The 13,254-nt window shown below is 45.4% G+C and carries 12 protein-coding genes; 10 read left to right on the forward strand and 2 right to left on the reverse strand.

The window, feature by feature from the left end; genetic code table 11:
* The first annotated feature begins 31 nt into the window (after window positions 1–31).
* From obgE to pheA, 3 genes are all read left to right on the forward strand, one after another.
* The gene (gene obgE / locus J7E35_RS06230; protein WP_214778015.1) at window positions 32–1,324 is read left to right on the forward strand and encodes a GTPase ObgE; all 1,293 of its coding nucleotides are present in this window, start codon (window positions 32–34) and stop codon (window positions 1,322–1,324) included.
* A gap of 121 nt (window positions 1,325–1,445) precedes the next feature.
* Entirely contained in the window at window positions 1,446–1,898 is a 453-nt protein-coding gene (locus J7E35_RS06235) for an ACT domain-containing protein (RefSeq protein ID WP_214738747.1), read from the forward strand.
* 32 nt (window positions 1,899–1,930) lie between these two features.
* Window positions 1,931–2,773 (forward strand): prephenate dehydratase, encoded by an 843-nt coding sequence (gene pheA / locus J7E35_RS06240; protein ID WP_214778017.1) that lies wholly within the window; start codon window positions 1,931–1,933, stop codon window positions 2,771–2,773.
* A gap of 34 nt (window positions 2,774–2,807) precedes the next feature.
* Here pheA and J7E35_RS06245 read toward each other — a convergent pair whose 3' ends face one another.
* Together J7E35_RS06245 and J7E35_RS06250 are read right to left on the reverse strand one after the other, a co-directional pair.
* Window positions 2,808–3,347 (reverse strand): transcription repressor NadR, encoded by a 540-nt coding sequence (locus tag J7E35_RS06245; protein ID WP_214778019.1) that lies wholly within the window; start codon window positions 3,345–3,347, stop codon window positions 2,808–2,810.
* Window positions 3,348–3,406: 59 nt separating this feature from the next.
* Window positions 3,407–4,546, reverse strand: coding sequence for an IscS subfamily cysteine desulfurase (locus tag J7E35_RS06250; protein WP_214778021.1), 1,140 nt, complete (start codon window positions 4,544–4,546; stop codon window positions 3,407–3,409).
* 332 nt (window positions 4,547–4,878) lie between these two features.
* Between J7E35_RS06250 and nadB the strand changes: the two genes are divergently transcribed.
* The 7 genes from nadB to J7E35_RS06285 all read left to right on the forward strand — a co-directional run bounded on the left by nadB (window position 4,879) and on the right by J7E35_RS06285 (window position 13,243).
* Entirely contained in the window at window positions 4,879–6,495 is a 1,617-nt protein-coding gene (gene nadB, locus J7E35_RS06255) for an L-aspartate oxidase (protein ID WP_214778023.1), read from the forward strand.
* The gene (nadC, locus tag J7E35_RS06260) at window positions 6,464–7,351 is read left to right on the forward strand and encodes a carboxylating nicotinate-nucleotide diphosphorylase (RefSeq protein WP_214778025.1); all 888 of its coding nucleotides are present in this window, start codon (window positions 6,464–6,466) and stop codon (window positions 7,349–7,351) included. Before nadB ends, nadC begins: the two co-directional genes overlap by 32 nt.
* The gene (nadA, locus tag J7E35_RS06265) at window positions 7,317–8,423 is read left to right on the forward strand and encodes a quinolinate synthase NadA (RefSeq protein WP_214778027.1); all 1,107 of its coding nucleotides are present in this window, start codon (window positions 7,317–7,319) and stop codon (window positions 8,421–8,423) included. The genes nadC and nadA overlap by 35 nt, the downstream gene beginning before the upstream one ends.
* A gap of 166 nt (window positions 8,424–8,589) precedes the next feature.
* Window positions 8,590–10,602, forward strand: a complete 2,013-nt coding sequence (gene safA / locus J7E35_RS06270; RefSeq protein ID WP_214778029.1) for a SafA/ExsA family spore coat assembly protein — start codon at window positions 8,590–8,592, stop codon at window positions 10,600–10,602.
* On the forward strand, window positions 10,577–11,572 hold the full coding sequence (locus J7E35_RS06275; RefSeq protein ID WP_214778031.1) for a phosphotransferase: 996 nt from the start codon (window positions 10,577–10,579) through the stop codon (window positions 11,570–11,572). The genes safA and J7E35_RS06275 overlap by 26 nt, the downstream gene beginning before the upstream one ends.
* Before the next feature lie 99 nt (window positions 11,573–11,671).
* On the forward strand, window positions 11,672–12,382 hold the full coding sequence (locus J7E35_RS06280) for a YhcN/YlaJ family sporulation lipoprotein (protein WP_214778033.1): 711 nt from the start codon (window positions 11,672–11,674) through the stop codon (window positions 12,380–12,382).
* A gap of 300 nt (window positions 12,383–12,682) precedes the next feature.
* Window positions 12,683–13,243, forward strand: coding sequence for an intercompartmental signaling factor BofC (locus J7E35_RS06285; protein WP_251009378.1), 561 nt, complete (start codon window positions 12,683–12,685; stop codon window positions 13,241–13,243).
* Window positions 13,244–13,254 lie beyond the last annotated feature (11 nt).

Below are 13,254 nucleotides of genomic sequence, written 5' to 3' on the forward strand. Positions count from 1 at the left end.
TAACAAATTTCAGACAGGTGGTAATGACATAATGTTTGTCGATCAGGTTAAGATTTATGTAAAAGGCGGGGACGGCGGCGATGGAATGGTCGCGTTCCGACGTGAAAAGTATGTACCGAAGGGCGGCCCGGCTGGCGGCGACGGCGGTAATGGTGCGAATGTGGTCTTCCAGGTTGAGGAAGGACTGCGCACGCTGATGGATTTCAGGTACCAGCGCCATTTCAAGGCACCGCGCGGCGAGCACGGAATGTCTAAAAACCAGCATGGTAAAAATTCGAAGGATATGATCGTAAAGGTTCCACCAGGGACAATCGTGTCCGATGCCGAGACCGGCGCAATCATTGCTGACCTTGTAGAGCATGGGCAAAAGGCTGTCATCGCAAAGGGCGGACGGGGCGGACGCGGTAACTCGCGTTTCGCAACACCAGCCAACCCGGCACCAGAGCTTTCCGAAAAAGGTGAACCAGGACAAGAAAGAGAAATCATCATGGAGTTGAAACTCCTTGCGGATGTGGGGCTCGTGGGCTTCCCAAGCGTCGGGAAATCGACGTTATTGTCTGTTGTTTCAGCAGCTAGGCCAAAGATTGCAGAATACCACTTCACGACCATTGCACCGAACCTGGGTATGGTCGAAACAGAAGACGGCAGAAGCTTCGTGCTTGCAGACTTGCCTGGACTTATTGAAGGAGCACATTCAGGAGTGGGTCTTGGGCATCAGTTCCTGCGCCATATCGAACGTACACGGGTCATCATCCACGTTATTGACATGGCTGCAACGGAAGGCCGCGATCCTTATGAGGATTATCTGACAATCAATAATGAGTTGAAGGAATATAACTTGAGGCTGACTGAAAGACCGCAGGTAATCGTGGCCAATAAAATGGACATGCCAGACGCGGAAGAAAACCTGAAAGTGTTCAAGGAAAAACTGGGAGATGAGCACCCTGTTTTCCCAATTTCGGCTGTAACAAGAGAAGGTCTGCGTGAATTATTGTTCGCGGTAGCTGACCTGATTGAAAAGACTCCTGAGTTCCCTCTCATTGATGAAGAGGAATTAGAAAAAGATGAAACTCGAGTTATGTACAAACACGAAAAAGCGGAGCAGGAATTCCAGATTACTCGTGAACCGGATGGGGCATTTGTCATTTCGGGTGACAGTATTGAAAGGCTGTTCAAGATGACCGATTTTTCTAGAGATGAATCTGTCCAAAGGTTCGCCCGCCAGATGCGCGGTATGGGCATTGATGATGCTCTTCGTGAAAGAGGCGCGAAAGACGGAGATACAGTGAAGCTGCTTGAATATGAATTTGAATTCGTGGAATAGGCTTAAATGATTTTAGAAGGTCGATTAGCCAGAAACAGGCTAATCGGCTTTCCTCTTTAAAAAACAGAATCGTGGCAGCAAGAAGAATAAAAAAAGCCAGCAAACGGATGGGGTGGTGGAGATGAAGCAAAATCAAGATAGGAAGTTTTACCTTGTTCGTGAAGATGTCCTGCCTGAGGCAATGAAGAAAACGCTCGAGGCAAAGGAAATGATCGAGCGCGGTAAAGCAGAGTCAGTCTGGGATGCAGTTCAACGTGTCGATTTGAGCCGAAGTGCATTTTATAAATACCGTGATACCGTTTTTCCTTTCCATACAATTGTGAAGGAACGGATCATTACGCTGTTTTTTCAGCTTGAAGATCGGTCTGGGACGCTTTCTGAACTGCTGAGCACGGTTGCTGCAACTGGCTGCAATGTTTTGACCATCCATCAGACCATTCCTCTGCAAAGCAGGGCAAATGTAACGCTGAGCTTGAATGTCACCGAAATGAGAGTCGAAATGGATGAATTGCTCGCGAGACTGAAAAGACTGGAATTTGTAGAAAAAGTTGAAGTTCTGGGGTCAGGAGCTTAAAAAGAAAGGGTACTGTAGCAGGGGGGATAGGTTTGATTATTGGATATCTTGGACCGGAAGCAACATTTACGGATTATGCTGCCCGGCAATTGTTTAAAGAGGCTAAGAGGATACCATTTGTGAGTATACCAGAATGCATGGATGCCGCTTCTGCAGGAGAAATTGACGCAGCAATCGTTCCGCTGGAAAATTCAATCGAGGGTTCCGTTAATCTTACCATCGATTATTTGGTCCATGAAACAGACCTTCAGATTGTTGGTGAAGCGGTGGTGCCAATCAGGCAGCATTTGCTGGTTCATCGAGACAATATCGAAAAGTGGAGGGAAGCAGAACAAATTTGCAGCCATCCACACGCACTTGCACAGTGCCATAAATTTTTACATAAAGAATTCAAAGGAATTCCACTTGAAGATATGTCTTCTACAGCCGCAGCGGCCAAATATGTAAAAAACCATCCAGAGCAAAATATTGCTGCCATCGCGAATAGCCTTGCTGCAGAGGAATACGAATTAGTGACGGCTAAGGAAAATATCCATGATTACAGCTATAATCATACCGTCTTCGCTGTGCTTGCAAAGGAAGATCATGATATTCACATGGCTTCAACCGAAGAGTGCAAGACAAGCCTGATGATTACACTGCCTTCAGATCGCGCAGGAGCGCTGCATCAAGTTTTATCTGCTTTCTCCTGGCGGAAACTCAATCTATCCAAGATAGAATCACGTCCGATGAAAACGGGCTTAGGGAGATACTTTTTCATTATCGATATCAATTTGAAAATGGATGATGTATTGGTTCCGGGTGCGATTGCGGAACTAGAGGCACTGGGTTGCACTGTTAAGGTGCTTGGGAGCTATTCAAGCCATAAGATATAAAAAATCCATCAATTTGATGGATTTTTTTATATCCCTATTCGACATTAATAAGTAAATTTTCTTTTCTTAGCGTTTCTTCTGCTTCATCCAGGGCTTTTTCCGTTGGAGCGGAGATTGTGTGCAAGTGGATTCCGTCTGTTAACTCCGATAGGTAGGAAGCGTTAGTAGCCTTGATTTTTTCCATGAACTGTTTTACTTCGTTTCGGTTTGAGACCATGATGGAAGCAGTTAAATCCCCATACACGGGATGTTCAATTTTCACGTCCTTAACAGTTACTCCTTGATCGACAAGAAGCAGGAGTTCTTCTTCTGTCCTTTCAGGGCCGTGGGAGACAGCAATGGTCCTTTCCGCTGCTGAAGGACGAGAGGCATGCATATATAGGTATCCCTGGCTGGTAGCTATGATTGGTTCATTTTTGGCTTTAAGCAAGGTAATATCGCCAACAATGACCTGCCTGCTTACATTCGTTATCGCCGAAAGTTCGCCTCCGGTGATGGGTTCACTGCTTTCCTGCAGACGTTTCAGGATGTATGCCCGGCGTTCATCTCCGAGGATTTTCGTAGGTTCCTTCATAATCCGATCTCTCCTTCAACTTCTTCATTCGAGAATTTTACCATAAAATCAGCTTGAAGTTAAACGGCCGACATCTGGGCGGTGATTGCTGCAAGCATTTTCCCAAGATCAACTGCATCTTCCTGATTAGTCTCCCGCCCGAATGAAATTCTGAAATATTCCTTTGCCTGTTTCCCGTTGATTCCCATTGCAGACATCGTCTTCGCTGGTGACAGCATGCCTGTATTACAAGCGGTTCCGGTGGAAATCGCAAACCCACTGCGGTCGCATTCAAGCAGGACATATTGTCCCTCCAATCCCTTTATCGCCATTCCCACGATCCCCGGAAGCTGTTCATCGCGATCTGCACCAAAAATCTCAATTGATTCCCTGACATCTGATAGGGATTCAATAAGAGCCTCTCTCAATTTAGTAACTCTTTTCGTTTCTGTATCCATGAGTGAATGTGCTTTTTGCGCTGCTGAAGTCATTGCTGCGATTCCCGGGACATTTACCGTGCCGGGCCTGAAGCCTTTTTCATGTACTGTTCCATCAATGTAAGGCTTCCATGCAAGTTTCGGATTGACATAGGCAGCACCGGTTCCTTTTGGCCCGTAAAACTTATGGCCTGAAATCGAAAGGGCATCTACGCAGCCGGCCAGGGTGTTAAGTGGGATTTTTCCAAATGTTTGCACGCAGTCAGTGTGAAACAGTATGTCTTTTGAATGGCAATAATCAGCAATCTTGATGACTGGCTGAATTGTGCCGATCTCAGGGTTTCCATGCTGAATCGAAACGAGCACAGTATCCGGCCGGACAGCTTTTGTAAAACTTGCATACTCTATTTTTCCGGTTACGTCCAATGGGAGGTATGTGATTTCCCATCCCTCTCCTTCAAGCTTTTTCATCAGATTGTAGACAGAAGAATGCTCGGCTGCTCCGGTAACAATGTGATTGCCGTGTTTTCTTTTGGCAGAGAGGAGCGCCATAATGCCAAGGTAATTCGATTCAGAACCTCCGCTCGTAAAATAAATCCCTGCTTCATCGACATCAAGCAGGTGCGAAAACTCCTTTCTGCAGCTTTCGAGGAGGTTGGCAGATGCACTCCCGGCTTCATGCAGGCTCTGACTATTTCCATAGTACTTTGTCGACGCTTCAATGAAAATATTAGCTGCGTCCCGGTCGAGCGGGCATGTTGCCGCGTAATCAAAATATTTCATAGGTTTTCGCTCCTGTCCATTCTTACTGGTTGCTTATGCCTGTAAAGCTGACTCTTCTTGAATCTCGGTCACAAGAAGAGTCAACATGTGCCCGAAGTCAGGCTTTCAAACGAATCTCGGTCACAAGAAGAGCCAACATGTGCCCGAAGTCAGGCTTTCAAACGAATCTCGGTCACAAGAAGAACTAACATGTGCCCGAAGACGACTTTTAAACGAATTTCGGTCACATAATCTTGCTTTCTCCGGTGTAAAAATAAAAGCTCTTGTCAACAGTGTAAAACTGTGTAAATATAGATGTCAAGACACCTGTTAATCCAGGAGGCTATCAATATATGAAACAATCAGATGTAATCATTGTAGGCAGTGGGATTGCCGCATTGCAATTGGCCAATAAATTATCAAAGGATTTAAATGTGATTATTCTCACAAAACGGGAATTGACAGCGGGCAATTCATATCTTGCACAGGGTGGAGTCGCGGCAGCGGTTTCTGCGAGTGATGATCCTTATTTCCATTATCTCGACACAATGGAGGCGGGAGCTCATCATAGTAACCCTGAAGCTGTACTTAAAATGACCAAGAAAGCGCCGCAGCTGATCAAAGGCTTATGGCAATCAGGCTGTCGTTTTGATGAGGATGGAAATGGAAAATTGCTTCTCGGGATTGAAGGCGCTCATAGTGAAAAGAGGATTGTCCATAGCGGAGGCGATGCGACCGGTAAGCATATGGTCGACTTTTTGCTGTCAGGTTTGAATGACAATGTTTCAGTTGAACAATCCATATTTGTTTATGAACTTATTTTAAACAATGATGAAACTCGCTGTACCGGAGTGAAAGCGAAGCTGCCGGATGGAACGATTGAAGTATATTCGGCTCCCCATATTGTCCTTGCTACGGGCGGCTGCGGGCAGGTCTTCGCTCTCACCTCGAATGCTGAAACTGCAACCGGGGATGGATTGGCGCTTGCCTATAGAGCAGGTGCGGAGCTGGCCGATATGGAATTTATCCAGTTTCACCCTACACTTCTTTACGTAGATGGAAAGACGAAGGGTCTCATTTCAGAAGCAGTAAGGGGTGAAGGGGCCCTGCTTGTTACTGCAGAGGGAAAGCGGATCATGGAAGAAATTCATCCGTTGAAGGACCTGGCACCACGGCACATTGTTTCCCAGACTATTTATGATTACTCGCGTAGAGGGATTCAAATCTATTTAGACATTGCCAATATCCAGGATTTCAACAGCAGGTTCCCGACGATCAGCATGCTATGTGCACAGCATGGAATAGATATTGAAAATGGCTTGATCCCTGTTGTTCCCGGGAGCCATTTTATCATGGGCGGGGTAAAGACAGACTTGCATGGCAGAACCAGTATCCCCGGATTGCATGCAATCGGAGAAACTGCATGCACTGGAATCCACGGAGCAAACAGGCTGGCGAGCAACTCCTTATTAGAAGGCATGTTTGTTGGCGAAAACCTCGCTGGATGGATCAACAGCCATCAAGCAGACAAAAAAGAAGCAGTAAGTATCATGGGAATTCATCATCAAACTGCCAAAAGAGAAGCCAACGTGAATCAAATTGTCTTCGAAGGTGAGCTTCCTGACATGGACTCACTAAAACAAACCATGATGGACCGAACAGGGATTGTCAGGACAAAAGAATTGCTGATTTTACAGAATGAGTGGCTTGATCAATTCAATATGGGTCAATGGCTTGAGGCACGTCTGGACCACTTGGAGCCATCTGAATTAAACAGACTGTTCATGTACATCACCGCAACCTTAATAACACAGTCGGCTTTGGAAAGGACAGAAAGCAGGGGCGGGCACTACCGAAAAGATTTTCCGCATGAAGATAACGCCAATTGGATGAAAAAACAAATCATCCATCAACGAAAAAACGTAAAGGATGGTAAGCATGAATTCAATCAAACTGCGCTTGCTACTTGAACAATTTTTTATTGAAGATATAGGTGAACGTGATGTCACCAGTGAACTGATTTTCGGAAAAGAAATCAAAGGAAGCCTTGTTTTAATCTCGAAGGATGACGGAATTTTCTGTGGGGAGCAAATTATCCAAACAGGCTTCAGGCTGCTTGATGAGGGCAGTCAGATTATCCTGCATGTTCAAGATGGGGATAAAGTAGTCAAGGGTCAAGAATTAGCCTTGATCACTGGCAGAGTTTCCGCTTTGCTTAAAGCAGAAAGGGTCGTCCTTAATCTTGTACAGCGGATGAGCGGGATTGCGACGAAAACGAATGAGGCTGTCAGAGTTTTAGACAGCGCAAAAACGAGAATCTGTGATACGCGTAAAACCACCCCGGGTCTCAGAATGCTTGAGAAGTATGCGGTTCGCTGCGGCGGCGGCTTCAACCATCGTTATGGGTTGTATGACGCCGTGATGATTAAGGATAATCACATCTCCTTCGCAGGATCAATCAGCAATGCAGTTGAAGCAGTGAGATTAAGTCTTGGGCATATGGTGAAGGTTGAAGTCGAGATTGAAACAATGGAACAGCTCCGGGAAGCGATTGAAGCAAAGGTTGACGTCATCATGTTCGATAACAGGCATCCTGAACAAATCAAGGATTGGATTGGCAGTGTCCCTGCAGGAATTTTAACAGAGGCATCGGGAGGCATCACACTCGAAAACCTCCATGCCTATAAGGATTGCGGAGTGGACTATATTTCGCTTGGATTCCTGACTCATTCTGTAAAATCATTGGATATTAGCGCGAAAGTGATGGCTGAAACGAAAGGGGCTGTAGCATATGAATATATTGGAGGCGCTCGAAGCGAAATCTAGGATGCTTCCTGATAAGTACAAAAATATGTCTGTTCAGGAACTGGAGGATATGATCAAAGGGATTAAGGAGAAAATGGGAAAGAAACTTTTTATTCCTGGTCATCATTATCAAAAAGACGAAGTGATTCAATTCGCTGATGCGACTGGGGATTCATTGAAATTAGCCCAGCTTTCGGCAGAGAACAGGGAAGCAGAACATATTGTGTTTTGCGGAGTTCATTTCATGGCCGAAACTGCAGACATTTTAACGACCGAAAGCCAGAAGGTCTACCTGCCAGATATGAGGGCAGGCTGCTCGATGGCAGATATGGCGGATATTTACCAGACGGAAAGAGCCTGGGATTTTCTTCAGGTCTTGTTTGGGGACACTATTCTGCCGTTGACGTATGTGAATTCAACAGCAGCGATTAAATCCTTTGTCGGAGCGAATGGCGGTGCGACTGTGACATCCTCCAACGCCGAGAAGATGGTCCGCTGGGCTTTTTCAAAAAAAGAACGCCTGCTATTCCTTCCGGATCAGCATTTAGGCAGGAATACGGCTTTTAACATTGGAATCGGCCTGGACGAAATGGCCGTATACAACCCGATTGAGAATATCCTTGAATTTGATGGCCCGCTTGAAAAAGTTAAGGTCATCCTTTGGAAGGGACATTGCTCTGTCCATGAGAATTTTACAGTGGAAAATATCGCCCATGTCCGCGAAGTACACCCTGACATGAAAATCATTGTCCACCCTGAATGTACACGTGAAGTTGTTGCGTTGTCAGATATGGCAGGCTCTACAAATTATATTATTGAAGCGATTGAAGCATCTCCTGCCGGCTCATCCTGGGCAATCGGGACAGAAATGAACTTGGTCAAACGCCTGATTTCACAACACACTGATAAGCATATTATTTCCTTGAATCCTCATATGTGTCCATGCCTGACAATGAACAGGATTGACCTTCAGCATCTTGCCTGGAGTCTCGATTGTGTTTTTCAGGGCCAGGAAATTAATCTTATAAAAGTAGATGAAGAAACCGCATTTAACGCGAAGCTTGCCCTGAACCGCATGCTTGAGCAGTCATAATTTGAATCCTTCCCTGGCCGGGGAGGATTTTTTTTATGGGAAAAGCTTAATCTCCTGTGGAAAAACATATTTATTTAGATAGAAGCATAAGTTTTTTTGAAGATTGTTAGCAATTTGCCCACACCAACATAGAATATATGGACTTATGCCATAGGAGGGAATCAGAGTGAAAATCCATATCGTACAGAAAGGGGATACTCTTTGGAAGATCGCCAAGAAGTACGGCGTGAACTTTGAAGAGCTGAAAAAGATGAACGCCCAGCTCAGCAACCCTGATATGATTATGCCCGGTATGAAAATAAAAGTTCCAACTGCAGGAGGAACAATAAAGAAAGAAGCTCCGATCGCAGGTGGAACGCCTCAAGCAAAAATCAATATGGGTGGCAAAAAGGAAATGCCGATTGCCAAAGAGAAACCGATGCCATTGCCAGAAGTGAAGAAAGAAGTGCCAAAAGAGGCTCCCGTAAAGGAACAGCCGAAGAAGGAAATGCCTAAACCGGTTAAGAAGGAAGAGCCTGTTAAACCATATAAACCGAAGATGCCAGTGCAAATTAAGCCTGAAATTGATATTAACAATTACTATATGATGAATATGGCCAATATGCAGCTCCCGCCACAGCCAAAACCACAGCCAAAACCACAGCCAAAACCACAGCCGAAGCCGCAGCTCCCGCCCAAGCCGGACAATATCTTCCCGGAAGTCAAACCAGAGGTCAAGCCAGAAATCAAGCCTGAGGTCAAGGCTCCAGTCAAGCAGCAGACCAAACCACAGGTTAAACCAGAGGTAAAACCTCAGTTGCCAAAAGCTGAGATGAAACCAAATGTGAAGTCAGAAATAAAGCCCGATATAAAAATTGAAAAGAATGATTTCATGGATGAATCACCATCAATGATGCCATTCGTTCAAGGAGGTTACCAGCAGCCGATGATCCCTTATCCTTATAACTGTTACCCAGGAGCACCTTCCATGACAGGTCCCGCCTATGGCCATCAAGGACAGCAAATGCCATACCCACAGGTACAGGGGATGTCCCAATACCCAGGAATGATGCCAAACATGGCATTGCCAGCGGAGGATATGGAATCATCATCTTTTGCCCAGATGCAGATGCCATTAAGCCCGACTATGGGGGGGAATATGCCTCATCATACAGCACCGCAAATGACAGGTCCTGTTTTCCATGGTGTTCCTATTTCACCTGTAATGCCTGGACCGGGCTGTATACCGGAACAAGGGTATCCTCACCAGATGCCATATATGCCGCAAGTAGCCGGTGCGATGGATAATCAAATGCATCTACAGCCACAAGTAGGCGGAATGATGGATAACCAAATGCCGCAGGTGGGCGGAATGATGGATGATGAATCTTCGGATATGCCAATGCCTCAGATGCCGCAAGTAGGCGGAATGATGGAAAATCAAATGCCGCAAGTCGGAGGGATGATGGAAAATCAAATGCCACAGGTCGGAGGGATGATGCAGGGGCAGATGCCGATGATGCCGCAAGTAGGCGGAATGATGGAAAATAATCAAATGCCACAGGTAGGCGGAATGACGGATCATCAGATGCCGCATCAAATGCCACAGGTCGGAGGAATGATGGATCATCAGATGCCGCATCAAATGCCACAGGTAGGCGGTATGATGCAGGGCCAGATGCCGCATCAAATGCCGCAGGTCGGAGGAATGATGCAGGGGCAGATGCCGCATCAAATGCCGCAGGTCGGAGGAATGATGCAAGGCCAGATGCCGATGATGCCGCAAGTCGGAGGAATGATGCAAGGCCAGATGCCGATGATGCCGCAAGTCGGAGGAATGATGGATAACCAATTTCCACAGGTAGGCGGAATGATGGATAACCAAATGCCGCAAGTAGGCGGGATGATGCAGCCTCCAATGATGCCAAAGCAGGCAGTCCAGGGTGCCGGCAATGATTGTGGCTGCGGAGGTCAAATGGGTAATCCTTACGGTATGATGGGAGCAGGAATGCACCATCCTCAGCATATGATGCACCACGGATTTGCCGGTGCTCCGGGTATGCAGCCTCACCCGCACCATGGATATCAAATGGGCATGGGTCCGCAGGGGTTCATGAATCTTTACGGAGCAGGTCCAATGGGTGGAGGCTACGGAATGCCGATGCCGCGCTTCGATGATGAAGAGAGCAATGAATATTAACATCAAGAGGGGTGGAGACGATTTCTTTTTCAATCGTCTCTTCTCTTATTTATCCAGAGAACTCGATGTGGAAATCAAAGGTATGACCCATCTGAGAGGGAATGTCTATCTGGTTGAAACAGTCAGCAAAAAAATTATTATAAAAGGATATAAGGATCTGCGAAAATTAAAAATTCAAGAAACATTTGCTTCATCGTTGCGGAAATCGGGTTTTAACCAATCCTACCGGTTTTATAATCAAAATAAAGATCCGCTTCATTTCCATGGGTCATACTATGGTTGTATTGAATTTATTGACCATCATGAGCAGCGTTTTGATTATGGAGTCCAAAAGGACAGAGAGGATGGCGTTGAACTGCTGAATAGGTTCCATGATCATACTTCAGTTCTTGTTCCTTCGTATGCTGCTATGCTGCCGAAAACGGATATAGCGGGAAAGTGGCAGCATCGAAAACATGAATTCACGAAGAACCTCCCTGCAGTTAATCGCTATGTTAATAAAAGCATGACCGATGAGCTCCTGGAATGGGCGGATTTTTCGCTGATGAATTTTACGAAGTTGAAAAATGATCTCGAAACAGAGCCGCCAGCCATCCTCCACGGAGATGTAGCCCACCACAATTTTCTGCGCTCGAAGGCCGGGAAGCTGTTCATAATTGATTTCGATTTAATCAGCACTGGATCGAGAGCCTATGATATGCTGCAGTACGCAAATCGGATTCTGCCATTCCTGGATTGGCGGTTTGAGTCACTGGCAAAAATAAAGCATTTAAATAAATGGTTGCGCTCTGATGCTTTCTTATATGGGCTATTATATCCTGCTGATATCCTAAGGGAGTGGAACCGCTTGTTGAGGGAAAGAAATCAATCCAATCCATCTAGTCTGGGACCAATCGTTGGAATGACTGCCGGCCAGTTTCAGCAAAGGAAACGTTTTCAGGAAGAGGTTAAATCCAGACTGGATGTTTAGGTTTTTGGACGTATCTGTCAGAATGAAAATCCAGCCCCATCCGCACTCTAATAATGAGCATATAACATGCTCATTTTAGCTAGGATGGGGGTTTTTCGATTGAACAAAAGAATGTTGTTCTTACCTATAGCTTCCTTGCTCACAATAGGGCTGACGGCTTGTAATGGAAATGAGGAAGCCGCTGTACAGGGCAGGAATGCCAGCGGTGGGCAGCCACTTGGCTATTACTCGAACGAAAAAGGGAATGAAATTGACGTGATGGATGACAGAGAGGGTGCGGTCACGGAGCTTTTTGACCATAATTTCGGAAAAGAGGGAATAGCCGCAGAAAACCGGAAACGGAGGATGCTTCAGTCCAGAGATGAAAATGGCAATCCTCCGAATCCAACCGTCCCGCGTTCTGACCATGACCATAACTTTTTCCAAAGAGATAATAAATACAGCCGCGGTGATTTAAATTACCATGGACACCTGAGTGAACAGAGGGGAAGCGGCCAGGCAAGAATCTACACGAATTCTGAACAAGATAACAGATTGGCCCGCAAAGTAGGAATTGCTGCTGAGTCTGTCGATAATGTCGATAAGGTAAGGTCGGTTTTATTTGGCAGGAAAGTAGAAATTGCCGTGACCTATAAGGACAAGTCACTAAAAAAACAGACAGACAAGAAAATCAAACAGGCTGTCCTTCCATATACTGAAGACAGAGAACTTCGCATCATCGAGGATGAAGGAACCTTCAGCAGATCAAGGAATATTGATTATGACCGGAAGAATGGAAACCCGCGGGAAAGCATCAACTTCAATCCGTAAGCACGATAGAAGGCAGAGTAACCTCTAGCCTTCTATTTCATGTTTATTTATGGCTCTATTCGTAAACTTTGCTGCTTGCTCAACCAAAAGTAAAAATTGCTGCTGGATTTTTAGGAGTATCATGTAAGGAGCATTAAGAAAAGAGCTTCAAATCCTTACGGCATGCGGCTAAGGAGTTTTATGCGAAAAGCAACAATCAATGCGAAAACAGCCTTATTTTAAAAGGATAAATAAGAACATTTTGGCTACACTATTAGTGAAAAAGAAACATATTTTAGCAAATAAGAGAGGTGGACAGCAATGGCTTCAATCAAATTATTAAAAGTATTAAGCTCAGCTGTTATGCTCCTAATCGGTCTATCGGGATACAGTTTAGTACTTCAGACAGAGCCAGTTTTTGCTGAGAAGCCTGAAGAAGCAGTCGAGGAAATCAACGAACCTCTTAAGATCACCATCATTTTGCAAAGAGTCTACCTTGATGGTGAAATGAGTGAGGAACGGATTCAGGAAACAATTTGGTCTATGGAGGACTTTTGGGCAAAATATGACGAATGGCAGCTAGTAGATATAGAAGCGAACAAGGCGGTATTCAGGCAGGAATATGATGATATTTCGCCGCTTTTGAAGGCAAATGGATATTTTGGGCTCTCAGATGAAGGAGTCCTAACTATTTTTAATGGAAGGCCGGATGGTTCGAATATTATCCAATCCTTCTTTCAGATTGACCTCGGCAGACTTGAAAGTATTAAGCGTGATCAATTGAAAAAAGGCATACCAATCCGGAATAAACAATGTTATGAAGAGGTATTGGAGACTTTTAAACCATATACAGTGAGAGAAAACAGTGAAGAGCCGGGATGACTGGCTCTTAT

Origin of the sequence: Bacillus sp. ISL-45 (genome assembly GCF_018613195.1) — a bacterium.
Classification (GTDB): Bacteria; Bacillota; Bacilli; order Bacillales; family Cytobacillaceae; genus Mesobacillus.

Coding starts and splice junctions, on each gene's coding strand:
- nadC (WP_214778025.1), top strand. CDS start 6,464: ATGAATTCAATCAAACTGCGCTTGCTACTTGAACAATTTTTTATTGAA.
- J7E35_RS06275 (WP_214778031.1), top strand. CDS start 10,577: ATGATGAAGAGAGCAATGAATATTAACATCAAGAGGGGTGGAGACGAT.
- J7E35_RS06285 (WP_251009378.1), top strand. CDS start 12,683: ATGGCTTCAATCAAATTATTAAAAGTATTAAGCTCAGCTGTTATGCTC.
- J7E35_RS06235 (WP_214738747.1), top strand. CDS start 1,446: ATGAAGCAAAATCAAGATAGGAAGTTTTACCTTGTTCGTGAAGATGTC.
- nadA (WP_214778027.1), top strand. CDS start 7,317: ATGAATATATTGGAGGCGCTCGAAGCGAAATCTAGGATGCTTCCTGAT.
- J7E35_RS06245 (WP_214778019.1), bottom strand. CDS start 3,347: ATGAAGGAACCTACGAAAATCCTCGGAGATGAACGCCGGGCATACATC.
- nadB (WP_214778023.1), top strand. CDS start 4,879: ATGAAACAATCAGATGTAATCATTGTAGGCAGTGGGATTGCCGCATTG.
- J7E35_RS06250 (WP_214778021.1), bottom strand. CDS start 4,546: ATGAAATATTTTGATTACGCGGCAACATGCCCGCTCGACCGGGACGCA.
- obgE (WP_214778015.1), top strand. CDS start 32: ATGTTTGTCGATCAGGTTAAGATTTATGTAAAAGGCGGGGACGGCGGC.